The sequence below is a fragment of the Polynucleobacter kasalickyi genome, from assembly GCF_900176405.1.
Classification (GTDB): Bacteria; Pseudomonadota; Gammaproteobacteria; order Burkholderiales; family Burkholderiaceae; genus Polynucleobacter; species Polynucleobacter kasalickyi.
On sequence record NZ_FWXJ01000001.1, the window covers coordinates 69,733 to 88,097 of the forward strand.

15 protein-coding genes are annotated in these 18,365 nt (G+C 42.7%); 10 read left to right on the plus strand and 5 right to left on the minus strand.

Features of this window, described 5'->3' with window-relative positions; genetic code table 11:
- Positions 1–170: 170 nt before the first annotated feature.
- The 3 genes from B8983_RS00355 to B8983_RS00365 all read left to right on the plus strand — a co-directional run bounded on the left by B8983_RS00355 (position 171) and on the right by B8983_RS00365 (position 2,509).
- Positions 171–1,145, plus strand: a complete 975-nt coding sequence (locus B8983_RS00355) for a magnesium and cobalt transport protein CorA (protein WP_084281873.1) — start codon at positions 171–173, stop codon at positions 1,143–1,145.
- Between the two features lie 107 nt (positions 1,146–1,252).
- The gene (locus tag B8983_RS00360) at positions 1,253–1,816 is read left to right on the plus strand and encodes a carboxymuconolactone decarboxylase family protein (protein ID WP_234986822.1); all 564 of its coding nucleotides are present in this window, start codon (positions 1,253–1,255) and stop codon (positions 1,814–1,816) included.
- Between the two features lie 9 nt (positions 1,817–1,825).
- The gene (locus B8983_RS00365; protein ID WP_084281875.1) at positions 1,826–2,509 is read left to right on the plus strand and encodes an FMN-binding negative transcriptional regulator; all 684 of its coding nucleotides are present in this window, start codon (positions 1,826–1,828) and stop codon (positions 2,507–2,509) included.
- Between the two features lie 15 nt (positions 2,510–2,524).
- Here the strand turns inward: B8983_RS00365 and B8983_RS00370 are convergent, their stop codons facing one another.
- Positions 2,525–4,141 carry an MFS transporter gene (locus B8983_RS00370; protein WP_234986824.1) on the minus strand — a complete coding sequence of 539 codons (1,617 nt, stop codon included), beginning with the start codon at positions 4,139–4,141 and terminating at the stop codon, positions 2,525–2,527.
- 103 nt (positions 4,142–4,244) lie between these two features.
- Here B8983_RS00370 and B8983_RS00375 point away from each other — a divergent pair, with 103 nt between their 5' ends.
- Entirely contained in the window at positions 4,245–5,693 is a 1,449-nt protein-coding gene (locus B8983_RS00375; protein ID WP_084281877.1) for an amidase, read from the plus strand.
- A 9-nt stretch (positions 5,694–5,702) separates the two neighbouring features.
- On the opposite strand, the gene B8983_RS00380 is transcribed toward B8983_RS00375, so the two are convergent.
- Together B8983_RS00380 and B8983_RS00385 are read right to left on the minus strand one after the other, a co-directional pair.
- Positions 5,703–6,989 (minus strand): MFS transporter, encoded by a 1,287-nt coding sequence (locus B8983_RS00380; RefSeq protein ID WP_084281878.1) that lies wholly within the window; start codon positions 6,987–6,989, stop codon positions 5,703–5,705.
- Positions 6,990–7,091: 102 nt separating this feature from the next.
- Positions 7,092–8,078: a Bug family tripartite tricarboxylate transporter substrate binding protein gene (locus B8983_RS00385; RefSeq protein ID WP_159460770.1), complete on the minus strand. Its 987-nt coding sequence runs from the start codon at positions 8,076–8,078 to the stop codon at positions 7,092–7,094.
- Between the two features lie 325 nt (positions 8,079–8,403).
- Between B8983_RS00385 and B8983_RS00390 the strand changes: the two genes are divergently transcribed.
- The 6 genes from B8983_RS00390 (at position 8,404) to B8983_RS00415 (ending at position 15,726) form a co-directional block, all read left to right on the plus strand.
- The gene (locus tag B8983_RS00390) at positions 8,404–10,482 is read left to right on the plus strand and encodes an acyltransferase family protein (RefSeq protein WP_084281880.1); all 2,079 of its coding nucleotides are present in this window, start codon (positions 8,404–8,406) and stop codon (positions 10,480–10,482) included.
- A 66-nt stretch (positions 10,483–10,548) separates the two neighbouring features.
- Positions 10,549–11,073, plus strand: a complete 525-nt coding sequence (locus B8983_RS00395) for a cupin domain-containing protein (protein ID WP_084281881.1) — start codon at positions 10,549–10,551, stop codon at positions 11,071–11,073.
- Between the two features lie 144 nt (positions 11,074–11,217).
- A complete protein-coding gene (tcuA, locus tag B8983_RS00400) occupies positions 11,218–12,636 on the plus strand; it encodes an FAD-dependent tricarballylate dehydrogenase TcuA (protein ID WP_084281882.1) in 1,419 nt (472 codons plus the stop codon).
- A complete protein-coding gene (gene tcuB, locus B8983_RS00405; RefSeq protein ID WP_143736049.1) occupies positions 12,620–13,798 on the plus strand; it encodes a tricarballylate utilization 4Fe-4S protein TcuB in 1,179 nt (392 codons plus the stop codon). Before tcuA ends, tcuB begins: the two co-directional genes overlap by 17 nt.
- A gap of 264 nt (positions 13,799–14,062) precedes the next feature.
- A complete protein-coding gene (locus tag B8983_RS00410; protein ID WP_084281884.1) occupies positions 14,063–14,803 on the plus strand; it encodes a type IV toxin-antitoxin system AbiEi family antitoxin domain-containing protein in 741 nt (246 codons plus the stop codon).
- Positions 14,800–15,726 (plus strand): nucleotidyl transferase AbiEii/AbiGii toxin family protein, encoded by a 927-nt coding sequence (locus B8983_RS00415; RefSeq protein WP_084281885.1) that lies wholly within the window; start codon positions 14,800–14,802, stop codon positions 15,724–15,726. Before B8983_RS00410 ends, B8983_RS00415 begins: the two co-directional genes overlap by 4 nt.
- Before the next feature lie 129 nt (positions 15,727–15,855).
- On the opposite strand, the gene B8983_RS00420 is transcribed toward B8983_RS00415, so the two are convergent.
- Positions 15,856–17,058: an ammonium transporter gene (locus tag B8983_RS00420; RefSeq protein WP_084281886.1), complete on the minus strand. Its 1,203-nt coding sequence runs from the start codon at positions 17,056–17,058 to the stop codon at positions 15,856–15,858.
- Between the two features lie 273 nt (positions 17,059–17,331).
- Complete coding sequence (locus B8983_RS00425) at positions 17,332–18,300, minus strand: D-2-hydroxyacid dehydrogenase family protein (protein WP_084281887.1); 969 nt, start codon at positions 18,298–18,300, stop codon at positions 17,332–17,334.
- Between the last annotated feature and the right edge of the window lie 65 nt (positions 18,301–18,365).

Sequence of the window (18,365 nt, forward strand, 5' to 3'; positions counted from 1 at the left end):
GTTGCGCTCTGGTCGAGTCTCATTAAAACAGTGCTTCGACGAACGCAAATAAAAAGGAGTTCAATTACTGAACTCCTTTTTTATTGTGTAAAAACAACCTAGGGATTGTATTCACCAAGTTCTATCTGAATTCGTTAAACTCATCTTATATTTTATTGAAAAAGGCGACGATGTTAATTAATTGTGTTGCATATCAAAATGGCTACAAGATTGCTGAGATGCCCATTGATCAAATTAGTGATTATTTAGCAAAGCCAGAAGTCTTTGTCTGGGTAGCTTTATTTGAACCATCGATTGAAGAATTATCGGTGATGCAAACAGAATTCAAATTACATGATTTAGCTATTCAAGATGTTGTGCATGGTCATCAACGGCCTAAAACGGAAGAATATGGTGAGGTTATTTTTTCAGTAGCCCAAATCGTGACGGTGTTACCCAATAAAAACTTGAAGGTTGGTGAACTGGATATTTTTACCGGGCCCAATTTCATTCTTTCGGTTCGCTCGGGTAGTGACAAACCACTGTTAGGCGTTCGGGCTAGATGTGAGCAAGAACCTCATTTACTCGCCTTAGGTCCAGCCTATGTGTTGTATGCATTAGTCGATTATGTGGTGGATGAGTATTTTGACGTCATGGAAGATTTACGCTCTGAACTTGAGGAAATTGAAGCTGAAATTTTCATGAAAAGTAAGGGCCGTCAAAATATCGAGCGTCTTTATTACTTAAAACGCAAAGTTTCCACCTTGAAGCATGCGAGTGTTCCGCTGCGAGAAAAATTTAGTCACTTTAATGGTGGCAGAATCCCAGTCGTCCTCGCTCAGGCCCATCTCAACGAATATTTTAGAGATTTGAATGACCACTTAGCGAGAATTATTGATTTATTGGAGTCCATTGAAGATTCGATTTCGATGACAGTACAAGTGAATTTGTCACTCGTAACCATTGATGAGACGGAAATCACTAAGCGCTTAGCTGCATGGGCTGGAATTTTTGGACTAGCTACCAGTTTTGCTGGTATTTGGGGAATGAACTTTGAAAAGATGCCTGAATTACACTGGCAATTGGGATATCCAACAGCGCTGTTGATTATTTTTGGGGGCTGCTCATTGCTGTATTGGCGCTTCAAGAAAATTAAGTGGCTCTAATCTTGGTTTTAGAGATTGCAAGGCGGTTGTCTCAATAATTCGGCAAGCACGAAATTACTTTTGATAAGATAGAGCCATCCCTTAACGAATACAAGATGGGTTTCCCGATGAGCAAAACCAAACGATTTCCACAGCTTTCCCTTGAACAACTCGATCCTGCCGCTCAGGAGCTCGGTAAAGAAATCTTAGCGATTTCTAGCGTAGGTTTAGGTGGACCTTATAACGTTATGTTGAGAAGTCCGGTGTTTGCACAGCGCATGAAAAGCTTGCTCGATTATTTACGCTTTAATTCGTCTATATCGACACGAATTAACGAGTTTGCGATTCTCATTCAGGCCAGAATCTGGACCTCCCAAGTAGAGTGGTATGCGCATTATCCACTCGCTTTAAAAGCCGGCTTAGCGCAATCGGTCGCAGATGATTTGAAAGCCAATATTCGTCCTAGAAATATGCAAGCCGATGAGGCAATTGCTTACGATGTTTGTATGCAGATGTGTCAAAATCATCAAATTAGTGATGAGTTATTTGCTCAGGCAAAAGAAATACTCGGTGAGCAACAATTAGTGGATTTAATTGCTGTAACTGGCACCTACGTGACGGTTGCCATGTTACTTAGCCTAGGTGAAGAGCCGATTCCCGCAGGAAAACCATTGCCATTTCCAGAGAAATAATTCTTCACGATGTATCAGCCCGGTCATTTTGCGCAGCAGGATATTCAGTTGTTGCAAGCCCATATCCAGGAGTATCCCTTTGGTACTTTAGCAACCGCTTTAGACGGGTTGCCCCAAATGAATCACTTACCGTTTTATTATGACTTGGCTAGCAATTGTTTACAGGCCCATATTCCTAAAGTAAATCCCTTATTTGCGCAAGTACAGCAGTGGTTGCAGCGATCATCGACACCCACTGAGGTAAGCGCTGAGTTACCCGTTTTAGTCGCCTTTCAGGGGCCCGATGCTTACATTACGCCCAGTTGGTATCCTTCTAAAAAAGAGCATGGCAAGGTGGTACCTACCTGGAACTATACCGTTGTGCATGTTACGGGGCGCTTACGGATCACTCAAGATCCAGAATGGTTAACCCAACACTTGACGCAACTCACAAATCAACAAGAACCAACACGTAATTCGACCTGGGAGATGTCCGACGCGCCGGCTGAATATACCGAGGGCATGATGCGCGTCCTGTGTGGACTCGAAATTGCCGTGGATCACATCGTCGGCAAATATAAAGTCAGTCAGAACCGGCAACCACAAGACCAGCAAGGGGTCTTAGAGCATCTTCAGAAAAGTGAGCAATGGCATGATCGTCAATTAGCAAACTTGACCATGCAGGTAAATCGTAAAACAGATAATGGCAATTAAGGCTAACTAGAGCGCTTAATGATGCAGAGGAGCTGCGACGCGGCGGGTCACTTTAGGTGGGGTTTTAGCCCTATGAAAGCTAAATCGCTCATCTTGTAAATTTAAATCATTGGTCGTGAAGCGATCAAAGCGCCTTAAGTAGTCTGCCCATGTTTCGAAAATAAAGTACTCCAAACACTTTCCTTCTTGCTCGGCATCTTCAAAGAAACTCCATGAGACAGCACCTTGTCTTAAGCGCGCATCCCGAGATTTTTTCATCACAGTCTGAAATTCAAACATATCCTTAGGATTAATTTGATACTCCACGGAAATCATCACTGGGCCAGCAGTATGCTCAATATCACGATCTGGCATCGGATGCTCAATCGGACAAACCGGGGTTAAGTCTTCTTCATTACCCCCTTCGAGTTTAAGGTGATTGGTAAACAAGACCGAAATGATGCCAAAGGCGGAGCCAGTGATAACGGCCGTAGTAACCGAAGTATGCTCAGCCAGTTTGCCCCAAACAGCTGCGCCCAGAGCACTACCACCCATGAGTGACATCTGAAAAATAGACATACCACGTGCTCGAATCCAACTTGGTAAGGCTAACTGGGCAGAAATAGAGATCGAGTTAGCGGTAATAATCCATGAAGCACCACTGAGCATCATAATCGGTGCCGAGAACCAAACGTTTGGAACAAGTACTACGCCAATCGAAGTGGCTGCTTGCAAAATTTGCCCAAATGATACTAACTGGTTACGGTCATAACGACGTCGCAGTTTGGGTAATTGTGAGGCCGAGAAGATAGCACCTATGCCTAAGCAGGACAACATAATCGTAAAGGTTTGGGCATTCCCGTTAAAGTGATCTTTAGCGATCACGGGCAGTAAAGCAAGTAGGGCAGAAGACTGGACGAAAAATAAGAAAATACGAATCAACACGGCGCGCATTCGCATGGATGATTTTACGTATTGAATCCCAACGCGCATGGCACCAAAAAACCGCTCACCCGGTAAGGAGGAAATATTCGATTGATATTTCCAGCGCATGATTAAAAAAGTACAACCAAGCGACAAAATCATATTGAGTGCAAATACATACTCTGTTCCTGCACTAGCGATTAAGGCCCCAGCGACTAGTGGACCAATAATCCGTGAGGCATTCATGGCAACTGCATTCAGTGCAAGCGCTGCAGGTAATTGTTCACGTCCGACCAAATCTGGCACAATGGCGGCGAAAACAGGCCAACGCATGGCGAGCCCAATACCGTTCGTAAAAGTCAAAAATAGGAGTAAGGAGGCATTCAAAGAATCCGTAAAGGTCAAAAAGCATAAAAGAGCCGCATTGAGAGCTATCCAAATTTGGGTAACAACAAAATAATTTTTTCGGTTCAGAATATCAGCAAAAGCACCACTCGGGATGCCTAATAAGAAGACGGGTAAATTAGATGCCGTCTGGATGAGTGCGACTAATGTGGCCGACTTGGATAATGTGGTCATCATCCAAGAGGCTGCGACATCGTTCATCCACATACAAATGTTGGAAGTCATCCATGCGAGCCAAAGCATAAAGAACACATGATTTTTTAATGGCATCCACCAACGTTCTTGTTGTATCGTGATGGCGGAAGTTTGATCGGTTGTGTTCAATGGAAGTATTTATAAAAATGAACTCTTATTTTAATGTTTCTTAATAATTATGTTAAAAATGATAAGAATTAAATTTCATTAACCTGAATATAGTCATTATCTTATGCCACAAAGCCCAATTACTCAACTGAGTGCCGTTGATTTATCCGTACAGATTGCCAATAAAAACCTCTCTTGTGTTGAGGTGATGCAAGCCTACCTTGCCCAAATTGACCGCTTCAACCCCCAGGTGAATGCGATTGTATCTGCGGTCGACAGTGAGTCGTTACTCCAGCAGGCCCAAGAAAAAGATCAAGAGTTGGCCAGGGGAAGATATTTTGGTTGCTTACATGGCTTACCTATGGCCCCCAAAGATTTAACGGCAACCAAAGGAATTGCCACTACTTTAGGTTCACCCTTGTTAAAAAATCAAACGAATCTATCCGACTCTTTAATGGTAGAACGATTACGGCAAAGTGGCGCTATTTTGATTGGCAAAACTAATGTGCCAGAGTTTGGCTTAGGTTCTCATACCTACAATAAGCTGTTTGGGACCACCCTCAATGCCTATGATTTGACAAAATCAGCGGGTGGCAGTAGTGGCGGTGCCGCGGTGAGTTTGGCTTTAAATATGTTGCCAGTAGCTGATGGTAGTGATTTTGGTGGTTCTTTACGCAATCCCGCCGCTTGGAATAATGTCTATGGGATGCGTCCCTCACGTGGGCGGGTGCCAGCAATCAGTCCAGAATTATTTTATGATCATTTTTCTACGGAAGGGCCGATGGCAAGAAATGTGCAGGATTTAGCAATGCTGTTATCCATTCAATCAGGCTATGATGCGCGTGTGCCCTTATCGCTCACTGAGGATCCGAAAGTATTTACAGGGAATTTAGAAACTTCGGTTGCTGGAAAAAAAATTGCTTGGCTGGGGAATTATCAAAATTATTTACCCATGGAAGAGGGCTTACTCGATGCCTTAGAGGCTTCTTTCTCCTATTTTAAAGATCTGCAGGTGCAAGTCGAGCCAGCCCAAGTGAACTTTCCTTTGGAACAATTGTGGGAGTGCTGGTTAGTCCTGCGCGCCTTCATTACGGGTGGCAAACTCGGTAGTTTGTATCAAACACCAGCCAATCGCGAGCTGATGAAACCAGAAGCGATTTGGGAAATTGAACAGTCGCTCCAATATTCTGCTGTAGATGTTTACCAAGCCTCGGTAAAAAGATCCAATTGGTACCGTGCTATTACCCAATTATTTGGACAGTATGATTATTTGTTATTACCTGCTGCGCAAGTGATGCCGTTTGATACAGCGATGGACTGGCCAAAAAACATCGCTGGTAAAACGATGGATACCTACCATCGTTGGATGGAGGTAGTGATAGGGCCAACCATGGCGGGGTTACCAGTGCTAGCGATTCCGGCCGGTAGTTTGCATGGTTTGCCCATTGGCTTTCAGCTCATTGGTAAACCACAAGCTGAATTAGACTTGCTGCATTTAGGCTATGCTTGGCAACAAGCAACGCCGTATTTACAGAATCGACCTAGTATTTTAAGTGAAGGATTTAGGCAGTAAAGAGCGCTATTATTTTTGACTAGTGATGGCATTCAAGAGCTGGTGGCGATACAGTAAGTACACGATTACCGCCATCAGTGACAGGGTTGCTATGCCTAAGGAGAAGTGGATGCCAATCCAGCCACCGACCACGCCGACCGTTACTCCCGAACCAATTCGTAGTCCCATCGAAGCCATATTAAACAGTCCAATCACACGCCCACGAATCGCCGTCGGCGCATTCGTTTGTACAATCGACTGGGCCATGGAGTTAAAAGATAATTCAAAGAAACCACACATGAAGAGCAATAAGATGGCTAGTAAGTAATGGCCGTTGACGGCAAAACTAAATAAAGTTGCACACCATGCCAGAGCCAATAACAGCGCAGTCCTAGGATGTGGCTTTAATAAACCGCGACTCTCAAGTAAGATCCCAGCAAACAGTGCTCCCCCTGCATCAGCAGCCAGTAAGAGGCTATATAAAACACCGGGGTTGCCATGTCCTAGGCCTTCGGCAAAGGCCGGCATTTGTGCTTGATAACTATTCCCGACGAGTAGGGAGGTAAAACAACACAATAAGATCATGATGGCAATCGGCTTGATGGGCTTCACATCTTTAATGGTTTGAATAATATCGGAAAGACCTTTCACGGCTCTTTTCATGGGCGGCTCACCAATACGATACTTGGGGCCATAAGGAGCGCTCATTAACCAAATGAGGGCCGGTAAATAAATGAGGATATTCCACAGTAGTCCGTACTTAGGACCCGCCGTGAGCATAAAAAATCCACCCACTGCAGGACCAATCAATAAGCCTAAATAGCGACCGGTTGCCAGAATACGGATAGCGCTTGGTAGTGTTTGAGGATCAACAATGTCGTACAACAAAATTTGACTAATAATCAGCCAAAAGACCCCTGAGAAACCGTGTAAGACCAAGAGGGTCATCGCACTCCAGACTTCAACGGTATCGGTGATAAATAAATACGCCCAACCTGCCGAACAAATAATAAATAAGCTGACACCAATTTGAATCAATCTTCTCGGATCGAAACGATCTGCTAAAGCACCTGCGGGTACTGAGAACAATAAAAAAGGCAGCCAATGAGAGAAAACCGCAAAACCACCTAATTCAGGGGAGTGAAATTTCTGAAAGATCATCCAATAGCTGATCACATGTTCTACATTGTCCGCCATCATGACGAGCATAAAGGTCAGCAGATGCCATCTAAATCCAGCAATTTTTAGAGCATTTAAAGACAGCTTGGGTGGGGCTGTAGGGTTTGGTGGTGTTGAAGGCGAAGTAGTTGTATTCATTAATCTAGTTTAACGGAATGTGTTGTCGCTCAAATGAACTAGAGTGATCTCATTCAGTGCATCATTGAGATGGGCAGAGGATGCACTGATTTTTATCAGGGATTATTCAGGTTTGATATTTTTTGACTTGATAATTTTCGCCATTTTTACAACTTCATCGTTTAAAAATTTTGCGCTGTCTTGCGGATTACTTCCCACCCCTTCAAGTCCCAGAGCATCAAAGCGCGCTTTAATATCAGGGGAGTTCACGGCTTTTTGAGTTTCCAGCGCAACCCTTTGCACAATTTCCTTAGGCGTACCTGCAGTCGTGAGAATCATTGACCATGTTGAAGATTCAATATCGGGGCCACCCGCTTCTAGCATCGTTGGCACTTCACTTGCGCCAGGAATCCGTTTATTGGACATCACCGCAATGGCCCGAATGCGACCGTTACGTACCTGTGGCATGAGGGTTGGAGCCGTATCAATGAATACCTGAATATTATTGCCAATCAAATCTTGCAACGCTAATGCAGAACCTTTATAAGGTGCATGCACCATATCAATATCCGTTGTTAATTTCAGTAGCTCAGTTGCCATATGGGCGGCAGCACCAATCCCAGAGGATCCATAAGTAATTTTTCCGGGATTCGCCTTGGCGTAGGCGACCAATTCTTTGACGTCCTTCACAGGTAGATTGTTATTCACTGTGATTAATAGAGGTGTAATACCAATCAAACTAACGGGGGTGAGACTTTTCAGTGGGTCAAAATTTAAGGTGCCGGCATAAAGGGTTGGATTGACCGAGTGGGCGGCAAGTACCGTAACGAAGTTATAACCATCGGCTGGTGCTTTCGCTACAAATTCTGAACCAATGAGCGCATTTGCTCCGGGTTTATTTTCAATAACGATGGTCCAACCCGTGTTTTCTGCAATTTTTTTGGTAATAATGCGCGTGGAGGTATCACTGAGTCCACCAGGGGCGTAGGGGACGACCCAACGAATCGGCTTACTTGGCCAATTTTTATCTTCATTATTTTGCCCAAATGCAGTAGTGCTGCCGAGAAGAGAAATAGAGAGTAGGGCAGATGTAAATAAATTTTTGAACACAGAAACCTCGGAAATGAAGATGATGAAGACAATACCTTAATCTAAAGCGAATTACTCAATTTTAGCAATAGGTGATATTACTGCTTCTTGAGTAATCGTTTTTAAAAGAACACTTTGTTGTTGGCATGCTATCAGTTTCTTCATGGTTATCGGTAGCTTTCCTCTCATCCTCTTCAAATTTACTGGATGCAGACGTCTGCTTGGCTGAAAAAACAATGCTTAGCTAAAAAACAGGTTAATACAAATATAATGAACCTTGTTCTAAATTCTAAATTGCATTCCGGTTTTGAGGAATCCTACTTTATCCATGTAAATAGACCTAATCATGCACCGTATTCATCCATCAAATCCACTTGCTCCTGCCGCAACAAAATATCGTTCAGATATTGATGGTTTAAGAGCCATTGCGGTTTTAGCCGTTGTCATCTTCCATGGCTTTCCCAACTTTATTGGTAGTGGATTTATTGGCGTAGATATTTTTTTTGTGATTTCAGGTTTTCTTATTTCTAATATTGTTTTAGAAAATTTACAAAATGATACTTTTAGTTTTGTTGATTTTTATTCTCGACGGATTAAACGAATCTTTCCAAGCTTGGCCGTAGTCTTGATCAGTTGTCTGGTGTTTGGTTGGTTTGCACTATTAGCTGATGAATTGAACCAATTAGGTAAACATACCGCAGCAGGCGCAAGTTTTATTTCGAACTTAGTTCTTTGGAGTGAGGCTGGTTATTTTGATAATTCTGCCGAAACCAAACCATTGCTGCACCTTTGGAGTTTAGGTATTGAGGAACAGTTTTATATTGTTTGGCCATTACTGTTATGGCTTACCTGGCGTAGTAAGTTCAGTTTAATCTTTATGATTGCGATAGGCGCCACGCTTTCTTTTGTGCTCAGCGTAAAAGGCGTAAAAGTCGACCCCACCGCAACTTTTTACTCGCCACAAACTAGGTTTTGGGAACTAATGGTTGGCAGTCTGTTAGCGTGGATATCAGCTTATTCAATGAACTTAAACTTTTTGAATAGAAACAATCTACCTAAGGAGAGATGGCTTGAGCTGGTTAAAAAAGCATCTAACTTATCCTCTAACCTCGGTTTACTTTTATTGGTCTATGGGTTTTGGAAAATAGAGAAGTCATTCAGTTTTCCAGGTCAGTGGGCGTTAATCCCTGTTTTAGGTGCCGCTCTTATTATCTTAGGAGGTCCAAGTGCTTGGGTGAACCGAACCATCTTATCTAATAAATTATTGGTTTGGGTTGGCTTAGTGAGTTTTCCTCTCTATCTTTGGCATTGGCCCATCCTTTCATATGGTCGAATTATTTACAACGAAACACCTAGTGTGGAGTTTCGGCTCATCGCAGTTTGTAGTTCATTTTTACTGGCTTGGCTGACCCTAAAAATTGTCGAAAAACCGTTTAGATTTGGTCCGATGCGAAACCACGTTAAAGTCACCATTCTTTGCGGTTGCATTGTTGTCATCGGGCTTGCTGGCTTTGCCATCAGTCGCAGCGATTTATCTACTTCCCATACGTATGAACAATTATTGGTGAAGAGAAAGGCCTTTAAACAACGATTTGGATTTTCTGATGCTTGGTATAAAGGTAAAGCCGATTGGTTATTTCTTGGCAATTCCTTTGAGAGAACGGTCGATAAATTAGAGCTTGTAACCGTACCTGACAGCAGTATGATTGACGAAAGTAATCAAAACATTATCAATGTTGCAAAAAAGGCGGCTGAATTTAATACCCAGGTCGCCCTGCTAGTCGGGCCTAATAAATCGAGTGTGTATTCTGAGTATTTACCAGACGATATCATTCCATCGAAAAAAAGATATCTCAATTTCTTTTTGGATCCGTTAAGGCAAACCCCTAACCTCATCGTTTACGACCCAACTGAAGATTTGATTGCCTTTAAAAAGACAGAGGGAATTTTGTACTGGATGACGGATACCCACTGGAATAATAAGGGCGCTTTTTTAGCTTATCAAGGATTTTCAAAATTACTGGGAACACCATCTCCCATGGTCGATTTTATCAATAGCACCCCCCGGAGTGGAGATTTAATTGGGATTGCAAAATTAAATAACTTCCCCTTACATCCAGAGGATAACTGGGACATTGTATGGAAAAACACCTTATCACTGACCGAACAAGAAATCCCGGATGAGCAAAAATCGACGATGGGTTCTGCTACGATAGTGACGAATAAAAAGCCTCTGTCTGACAAATATATTTGGGTTGTTGGTGATTCTTTTACCGAGGCTTTGAAGCCCTTTATTAACGCCACATTTAAAGAGGTTCGATACTTGGGACATTGGCACAAGTTGAAGGATTTACCCTTGGCTTTAACGCAGGCTACCAGAAAGCCGGATATGATCATAGTGATTCGTGTTGAGCGATCTTTTTAGATAAACTAAGATTTGTGACGTAATATGCTCAATTTTTTATAAATAACCATCGAAAGTCTTTCTAAAATGACCCAGATTAACTCAGAACCTCAGCAAGTAACCGATTGGAAGCATGATGGTGTGCGTGTCGTACCAGGTAATCAACTCGATACGAATACTGCGCAAACCCCTGGCATGAACCGTGCTGCTGCGATCAACTTAGCCCGTGTAGGTGCGCAAAAATTATGGGCCGGTACAGTAACCATCCATCCCAATGCCAAAACAGGTGCCCATCACCATGGGGCTTTGGAAAGTGTGATCTATATCGTCAAAGGCAAAGCCAGAATGCGTTGGGGCGATCAATTACAGTTCACGGCAGAAGCAAGTGCGGGAGATTTCATTTACGTTCCGCCTTATGTGCCACATCAAGAGATTAATGCCAGTACCGATGAAGCGCTCGAATGTGTGCTAGTCCGGAGCGATAATGAAGCAGTGGTGGTGAATTTAGACATTCCACCGGTTGAAGTACCTGAAAATGTCTATTGGGTCGACCCAACCCATCAACATCCGCACACGCATGACCATGGTGGTGAGCAAAAAGATCTTAGCTAACCCCCTGTTTGCGCAGAGAGAAGGGCTCTAGAAAGGCCTTTCTCAAACAAAATCATTACGATTTATCCGGCATCTTCGTGTCCATTCGTAAAATGATAAAATTGATCAATTGATTAATAAAGATAAATACAACACGGAAGACTTATGGTTGATGTTTTAGTGGTTGGTGGTGGTAATGCCGCACTTTGTGCTGCGATTACTGCAAGAGAAGCTGGTGCTTCAGTAATGATTCTAGAAGCTGCACCGCCTGAATGGCGTGGTGGTAACTCAGTGCACACACGTAATTTACGTTGTATGCATGATGCGCCCCAGGACGTTCTCGTGGAAGCTTATCCCGAAGAAGAATACTGGCAAGACTTGTTAAAAGTAACGGGTGGTCTCACCAATGAAAAGTTGGCTCGGATGATCATTCGAGGAACTGCCAGTGTACGTACGTGGATGAAAATGCATGGCGTGCATTTTCAGGCATCTTTGTCAGGCACCTTGCATGTAGCTAGAACAAATGCATTTTTTATGGGTGGCGGCAAAGCGCTGGTGAATGCTTTTTATCGTAGCGCTGACAAATTGGGTATTCAAATTCGCTACGAAGCGCCTGTAAAATCCATCGATTTAGAGGGTACTGAGTTTAAAGCTGTCATTTTAGAGAGCGGCGAACGAATTGAAGCGAAGGTCTGTGTTTTAGCCTGTGGTGGTTTTGAGTCCAATCGTGAGTGGTTGCGTGAAGCCTGGGGGCAGAACCCAAATGGTGAGTGGCCCGCAGATAATTTCTTAATCCGTGGCACGAAATATAACCGCGGTACGATTTTGAAGTTCTTACTCGATGCTGGAGCCGATTCGATTGGTGATCCGACGCAAGGTCACTGCGTGGCGATTGATGCCCGCTCTCCTTTGTACGATGGTGGAATTTGTACGCGTTTAGATTGTGTTTCTTTAGGCGTCGTCGTGAATCAATTTGCCAAGCGTTTTTATGATGAGGGTGAAGATTTTTGGCCGAAGCGTTATGCTATTTGGGGACGCTTGGTCGCCTTGCAGCAAGGTCAAATTGCTTACTCAATTATCGATTCGAAAGCAATTGGCCGCTTTATGCCTCCTGTCTTTCCGGCAATTAAAGGCAATACGATTGAAGAAATTGCCGCGCAAATCAATCTCGACCCATTGGTCTTGAGAGCCACGATTGATGAATACAATGCGGCTTGTAAGGTAGGTACGTTTGATCACAATGTCTTAGATGATTGTCATACCGAGGGAGCAACTCCTGAGAAGACGCACTGGGCCTTGCCAATTGATCAAGGTCCTTTCTATGCGTATCCTCTGCGTCCCGGCATTACTTTTACTTACCTAGGTTTAAAAACGGATGAGACGGTAGCAGTATTCTTTGATGGTAAACCTAGCTCGAATTTATTCGCTGCTGGTGAAATCATGGCAGGCAATGTATTAGGTAAAGGATATACCGCTGGTATTGGTATGTCGATTGGAACAATTTTTGGTAGGATGGCAGGTCAAAGTGCGGCGCGTGCATTAAACCTAGCTATTAAAGAGGATGAATATGCAAGTGCAGAGTAACCCAACTTCAACAAGCCCTAATTTAAATGGCTTGATCGCCGAGGCATCGAGACTCGCTCAAGGGAGTGAAAACGTCGCTGAAGTGCATCGTGTTTTACAAATTTGTAATGCCTGCCGCTACTGCGAAGGTTTTTGCGCAACCTTTCAATCGATGACCAGACGTCTGGACTTTAGCGTGAAAGATATTCACTTTATGGCCAACCTATGCCATAACTGTGGTGCTTGTTTACATGCTTGCCAATATGCGCCACCGAATGAATTTGGCGTTAATATTCCGCAAGCAATGGCGAAAGTTCGCTTAGAAACTTATACAGATTTTGCTTGGCCTAGACCCTTAGGTGTGCTCTATAAAAAAGCCGGCCTTTCTTTGTCTTTGATTGTATCGATTGCGATTGGGATTTTCTTGATCGCTCTCATGCAAGTCAATCAAAGCTTGTGGACGAGCTCGCCTAACGGCAACTTTTATGCAATTTTCCCGCATAACAGCTTAGCCTTGACTTTTGGTATTGTCTTTGTTGCGATGGTATTTTGTTTGGGGATGGGTGTCAAAAACTTTTGGGGAGAAATCTCCACTGATCCAATTCCACCGAAAGCCACCGTGGATGCGTTGCGCGATACATTGACACTCAAAAATTTAGGCGGTGGTCATCAAGCCGGTTGTAATGAAGCTGATGATGCTTTTTCACTAGCTCGCAAACACCTCCATCATGTCACCTTCTATGGATTTATGTTGTGCTTTGCGGCGACGAGTGTTGCCACCTTATTTCATTATTTATTAGGTTGGGAAGCGCCTTATTCTTATACGAGCTTACCAGTCATTCTTGGTACTTTAGGTGGTATCGGTTTAATTATTGGGCCGATTGGCCTGCTCTATCTCAACCTGAAACGTCACCCATTGCACGGCGATGCTGCACAAAAGCCAATGGATCGCGGTTTCATCATGTTACTTCTGATGATTAGTGTTACGGGCCTTGGCTTGTTAGCGTTGCGTGAAACCCAATACATGGGGATTTTGTTAGCATTGCATTTGGGCTTTGTGATGGGCTTTTTCTTGATGATGCCTTACGGTAAATTTGCCCATGGTATTTATCGTTCTGCTTCTTTACTCAAAAATGCGGTTGAAGTACGCCTGGGTAAAAAGATGAGTGTTGGTTCAGAGTGATATATTAACCTTTAGTTAACAAGCTTCGATTTTAAAGATAGGTAATTTATATTGATGAAGCCGAAGCTTCTAATGTTAATTTTTTGGGGATGTTGAATCCCGATAGGATTACTTTAATATGTAATCCTTACACTCTAACAACTAAGCTTTCTATTTGAAATCGATGTGAAGGAAAAATTTCAAATCGATTCTGCAGTAATATCACAATCCATTTATAACCCTACTCTTGCAATTGTTTGAAATATTTGCGATAGTTAAGGTTAAATGCGAATTTCAAGAAATATTTCAATCAAATCACTGCTTAGTCAACTCGAGATGGATTCACCTTACGGTGTAATCGACTTGCAGACTTTGGGTTTGAACTCGTCAGGTGCCGCTAGGCTGGCTGAGTCGGGGTGGCTCAAGAGGCTTGGGCGAGGTGTCTACCAAATTCCTAATGCAAAGCTTGACTTAAATAAGACGCTAGTCCTTTTGGCACTCGATATTCCAGAACTGCATATTGGGGGAAGAACGGCATTAGCTAGGCGTGGAATTCGTCACAACCTTGCATATCAAGAGAAAATTCATCTTTGGGGATTAAAAACTGGAAGACTACCTAAATGGTTTACTGACATCTTTAATGTTTCCTATCAATCTACAAAAATCTTTGACGATACACTGCCAGCGGGGTTTGGTCTTGCGCCATTGCCAGATGGGAATCAGAAAGTACTAGTCTCAGTTCCAGAAAGGGCATTACTGGAACTTTTCAGCGATACAGGAAAACTTCAATCGCTGGAAGAAACAATGAATCTAGTAGAAAGTGTTTTTCATTTGCGTCCTGATGTTCTAGAAACTTTATTAGCACATACAACTCGGGTCAAGGTGGTACGACTAGCAAAAATAGTTGCAGAGGAGTTCGACTTACCATGGCTTGAAATTGCACGAAAGCATAACGATCGACTTGGCAGTAATAGTCGTTGGATTGCTGTTACTCGAGATAAAAAAATTCTTCACTTAAAAAAATGAACTTAACTTATGTACAAACGGTTAATTTACTGTTGGATGTTGCACCTATAGTATTTCAAACTCCTCGATTCGCTCTGAAAGGTGGGACGGCCCTAAACCTTTTCATCCAAGATATCCCTAGGTTATCGGTGGATATTGATGTTGTTTTTATTGATCATCAGCTTGATAGAGATGCCGCACTTGATGAAATTGCTCAGGAACTTAACCGTATTGAGTTAGCTATTATAGAAATGGGTTACCAAGCAACGATTAGAAAAATGCATAGTGGAGATGAGGTAAAGATTATCATCTCAAACGCTGAAGTAGAAGTGAAAATAGAAGTTAATTTTGTTTTTCGTGGCACAGTACTGCCGTTGCAAAATCTTTCCCTATCAACAAAAACACAAAAGTTATTTTCAAGAAATATCCTTCTTCCAGTTCTTTCAACCTCTGAACTCTATGGTAGTAAATTAGTAGCGGCGATGGACAGGCAGCATCCCCGTGATTTATTCGATGTGCTAAAGATGTACGAAAGTCATGGACTATCATCAGGAATTTTAGACTGCTTTGTGGCCTATCTTGCTGGGCACAATAGGCCAGTTCATGAAGTTTTGTTCGCTAATGCTCAGCCAATAGAAGAGACGTTTAAAAATGAGTTTGTGGGTATGACTTCTGAGCCAATTAATGTGGAACAGTTGAAGAGAATACAGACTAAACTGATAACAGAACTTCCTCAAGCCTTAACGTACAATCATAGAAATTTCTTACTATCTTTAGTCATGGCGACGCCAGATTGGTCGCTTCTTCCATTTGCTCATCTTCAGGAAATGCCTGCCATCAAATGGAAGTTGAAAAATTTGAAGAGTTTGAAGTTAAAGAATCCGGTGAAATTCCAACTTCAGAGGGAAGAACTTGAACGTCGATTTCGTCAGTCAACTAGTTGATTTTTTTAAATAGCAATCTGGATTAGTTGGCGTTCATTTCTATTATTTAAAGGCTGAATGTTGCAATGTAAAAACAGCTAGCGCAAATTACTAAATTTTGCGCTAGCTGTTTGATTTGATTAGGTCAGCTTACCAGTTTGGTTCGCGATCTGGCGTTGAAGAGATTTTATGGATGCTTAAATCAGCCCCTTCAAATTCTTCTTCTTGTGAAAGACGAATCCCTAAGAATAGCTTAAGACCACCATAGACAATCACTCCACCAATGAGGGCGATACCGACACCTAGTAGGCTACCAATGAGTTGCCCCATGAATGTCACTCCACCCATGCCGCCTAAAGCTTTGGCACCAAATATACCGGCCGCCAATCCGCCCCACAGACCGCATAAGCCATGCAGTGGCCAAACACCTAGTACATCATCAATTTTCCAACGATTTTGTACTAGGGTGAACATGTAGACAAATAAGCCTCCAGCCACTAAGCCTACAAATAACGCACCTAGGGGATGCATTAAATCAGAGCCTGCACAAACAGCCACTAATCCAGCTAATGGGCCGTTATAGGTAAAGCCGGGATCATTCTTACCAATGACCCATGCTGCTAAAGTGCCGCCCACCATTGCCATCAATGAATTCATGGCAACTAAGCCGCTAATCTTATCGATAGTTTGTGCGCTCATTACGTTAAACCCAAACCAACCAACTGCCAGCGTCCACGCTCCCAAAGCAAGAAATGGGATGCTTGATGGTGGGTGTGCGGATATTTGTCCGTCTTTGTTATAACGACCACGACGTGCGCCGAGAAGAATGATTGCAGGGAGAGCAATCCAGCCGCCGACTGCATGAACTACCACAGAGCCTGCAAAGTCATGAAACTCTTCGCCAGTAAACGCCTTGATCCAGGCTTGAATACCGTAATGTTGATTCCATGCTATTCCCTCAAAAAAAGGATAGACAAACCCAACCAAAATAAACGTTGCGATTAACTGAGGATTAAACTTGGCTCTCTCCGCAATTCCACCAGAAATAATTGCTGGAATAGCCGCCGCAAAAGTCAGTAAAAAGAAAAACTTCACTAGTTCGTAACCATTTTTCTGAGCTAGAACTTCAGTACTCGCGAAAAAATCCACGCCATATGCAATGCTGTAGCCAATGAAAAAATAAGCAATAGTCGATACTGAAAAATCAACCAAAATTTTGACTAATGCATTGACTTGATTCTTTTTTCGAACAGTTCCTAATTCTAAGAATGCAAATCCAGCATGCATGGCAAGCACCATGGTGGCGCCAAGTAATATGAATAAAGCATCAATGCCTGTTTTTATGTCTTCCATTTACTCCTCCTTGTGATTTATTGCATCATTATAGGGAAATAAAAAACGTAAATCGGTGCAGATTGCACATAATTAGTGCAATATTGGTTGTGAATAAATGGTTTTATGCTAACCATTTATTAAGTGCATTGATGGGGAAGGTTTACTCGAAGAAGTCACTGCGCTGGCTTTGAAATGAGTCATTGCCTGGTAAATTCAACAGACAATGACGAACAAAAATTAAATTGGAGTTACTGCCAGCGTCATCTACTGAATGGCAAACGCCTTAAACATCTAAAAAGTACTTAAATCTTTTAAGTGGCTAGTTTGACCATTCACAAATTTAATAATATTTTCAAAAGCAGTACCTAAATAGGCTTCGTAATTGTCTTTCTCTACGTAGCCCAAATGTGGCGTGCAGAGCGTATTCGGCAAATGAAGTAATGGATGTTGCGCATCCAGAACAGGTTCTAATTCTTGTTCATACACATCGATTGCAGCAAAACCTGGGCGATTATTTTGAAGAGCAGTAACTAATGCACCCGGTTCGATGAGTTCAGCTCTACTAGTGTTAACAAAAAGGCTAGTTGGTTTCATTAGGGCAAGATCAGATGCCTTGATCATGCCACGTGTTTGTGGATTAGATCGGATGTGAACGGTCAAAATATCAGAACGACTAAAAAACTCTTCACGACTTTTAGCGCTCTCATAACCCAGAGTCGCAGCTTGTTGTAATGATCCTTCTCTACCCCAAACTAAAATATGTGCACCAAAGGCATCAAGAATTTTGGCGACTTGCGTACCGATTTTTCCAAGTCCAAGAATACCCACCGTTTTTCCGCGAATTTGTTCACCAATCGAACCTTGCCATTGACCACTTTGCAGGCGATTGACTTCGGATACGATATTTCTTTTAGCCGCTAAGATTAAAGCAATGGTTAGTTCTGCAGTCGCTGCACCGGAACCTTCGCCTTCGCCAATCGCAATACCTGCAGCTTTACACGCGGCTAAATCAATATGAGCATTGGCTTTACCTACTTGTGAAATCAGTTTGAGATTGGGTAATCGTTCAATAAGTTCTTTGGTCATGCGAGTACGTTCACGAATGAGCACTAATGCGTCAGCAGAGGATAAAGCAGCAACTCTTTCTTCTAAATTTTTAAGAGGTTGATTCAGGATGACTACCTCATGATCTTTTAACATTGAAAAACAGTGAAGATGGCGAACGCAATCTTGGTAGTCTTCAGGAATAATAATTTTCATAATAAATAGTTAACCCAATAAAAAAAGAAAGAAAAAAGAAATTTTGCCGCTTATTGAAGTTGACA

Excerpts from the sequence above, each read along its gene's own strand:
- B8983_RS00355 (WP_084281873.1), top strand. The coding sequence starts at position 171 with ATGTTAATTAATTGTGTTGCATATCAAAATGGCTACAAGATTGCTGAG.
- B8983_RS00360 (WP_234986822.1), top strand. The coding sequence starts at position 1,253 with ATGAGCAAAACCAAACGATTTCCACAGCTTTCCCTTGAACAACTCGAT.
- B8983_RS00365 (WP_084281875.1), top strand. The coding sequence starts at position 1,826 with ATGTATCAGCCCGGTCATTTTGCGCAGCAGGATATTCAGTTGTTGCAA.
- B8983_RS00375 (WP_084281877.1), top strand. The coding sequence starts at position 4,245 with ATGCCACAAAGCCCAATTACTCAACTGAGTGCCGTTGATTTATCCGTA.
- B8983_RS00380 (WP_084281878.1), bottom strand. The coding sequence starts at position 6,989 with ATGAATACAACTACTTCGCCTTCAACACCACCAAACCCTACAGCCCCA.
- B8983_RS00390 (WP_084281880.1), top strand. The coding sequence starts at position 8,404 with ATGCACCGTATTCATCCATCAAATCCACTTGCTCCTGCCGCAACAAAA.
- B8983_RS00395 (WP_084281881.1), top strand. The coding sequence starts at position 10,549 with ATGACCCAGATTAACTCAGAACCTCAGCAAGTAACCGATTGGAAGCAT.
- tcuA (WP_084281882.1), top strand. The coding sequence starts at position 11,218 with ATGGTTGATGTTTTAGTGGTTGGTGGTGGTAATGCCGCACTTTGTGCT.
- tcuB (WP_143736049.1), top strand. The coding sequence starts at position 12,620 with ATGCAAGTGCAGAGTAACCCAACTTCAACAAGCCCTAATTTAAATGGC.
- B8983_RS00410 (WP_084281884.1), top strand. The coding sequence starts at position 14,063 with ATGCGAATTTCAAGAAATATTTCAATCAAATCACTGCTTAGTCAACTC.
- B8983_RS00415 (WP_084281885.1), top strand. The coding sequence starts at position 14,800 with ATGAACTTAACTTATGTACAAACGGTTAATTTACTGTTGGATGTTGCA.
- B8983_RS00420 (WP_084281886.1), bottom strand. The coding sequence starts at position 17,058 with ATGGAAGACATAAAAACAGGCATTGATGCTTTATTCATATTACTTGGC.
- B8983_RS00425 (WP_084281887.1), bottom strand. The coding sequence starts at position 18,300 with ATGAAAATTATTATTCCTGAAGACTACCAAGATTGCGTTCGCCATCTT.